Origin of the sequence: Stenotrophomonas beteli, assembly GCF_001431665.1 — a bacterium.
Taxonomy (GTDB): Bacteria; Pseudomonadota; Gammaproteobacteria; order Xanthomonadales; family Xanthomonadaceae; genus Stenotrophomonas; species Stenotrophomonas beteli.
In genome coordinates this window covers 1-904 of the sequence record NZ_LLXV01000010.1, presented here as the reverse complement: position 1 = coordinate 904, position 904 = coordinate 1, and the positions used below count along the sequence as shown (strand labels likewise).

The 904-nt window shown below is 65.4% G+C and carries 2 protein-coding genes; both read right to left on the bottom strand.

Going from position 1 to position 904, the window contains the following annotated elements; all coding sequences use genetic code 11:
* Positions 1–227, bottom strand: a 227-nt coding sequence (locus tag ARC23_RS00700) for a phage/plasmid replication protein, II/X family (RefSeq protein WP_238985157.1), incomplete at its 3' end; no start/stop codon positions are given.
* Positions 224–520 carry a hypothetical protein gene (locus ARC23_RS00695; protein WP_057495446.1) on the bottom strand — a complete coding sequence of 99 codons (297 nt, stop codon included), beginning with the start codon at positions 518–520 and terminating at the stop codon, positions 224–226. The genes ARC23_RS00700 and ARC23_RS00695, both read right to left, overlap by 4 nt.
* Between the last annotated feature and the right edge of the window lie 384 nt (positions 521–904).

The window sequence follows — 904 nt, the reverse complement described above, 5'->3', positions numbered from 1 at the left end:
CCCTGGAAGAACTTCACCGGGTTGCCGCTGATCTCCAGGTGCGTGCAGGGGTCAACACTGCGCTGCACGGTGCGGACGGTGAGACCGCTGGAGAACGAACCCGTCACCGTTTGCCGCTTTGAGCTCATCCACTCGACGTCGCCCGAAGCGCCGACGGAGAGCACTTTTCCCGCATCGATGGGCGCGGGATGAGCGCACGGCACCACGATGGAGAGCCAATCGATCATTTGACCTTTTTCAGCATGGCGGCGCGGCGGGTAGCACGCACGTCCAGTTCGAGCTGCTCGGCCTGCTGGCCAGCGGACCGGAGAACGTCACCGATGACCTTCAGCGCGTCGATGTTGCGGCTGGAAGCCATCTCGGCGGCGCGTGCCATCTCGGCGAAAAGCGGCTGTCCCTCGATCAGCCATTCCCGAATGATCGTGGCGCGACCGGCGCCCGTGACCTTGCCCAACCGGTCCAGAACGTCGATGACTTCGGGCGGAAGGGACAGGTTTACGCGGGTGAGCTGGGTAGGCATGTGCAGAGAATAGGTGTAACAGTGTGGAACTGCAAGCCACTCCCGAGACGCGGCTCGGGTATCACGCTGAGAAAAATGTGCGGTATCACTAGCACCGCACCTCAGCCCGGCCCGGCTGGCTCCCTGCGCCGTCTCCACGGCATCCCAGCGGGCGGCGACGACCGGCGGTGGCGCGCATGGCTCATACCGTCGCTTCCGCTCCGTTACGCGCCCTGCGCGCTTGAAGCGGCGGTCAGCGGCGCGCGGTGGGGATGGCGTGTGCGTGAGCTCGGTCGAACGCGGGACGGGGCGACGACACGGGCAGATCTAACCCTGTTATCCGTGGGCTGCGCCCACACCCGCGAGCGCATCCCAAATGCGATGCACCAGGTCGATTGCGTGATG

What these genes read in the sequence shown, in the direction of transcription:
- ARC23_RS00695 (WP_057495446.1), bottom strand. Translation starts at nt 520, where the DNA reads ATGCCTACCCAGCTCACCCGCGTAAACCTGTCCCTTCCGCCCGAAGTC.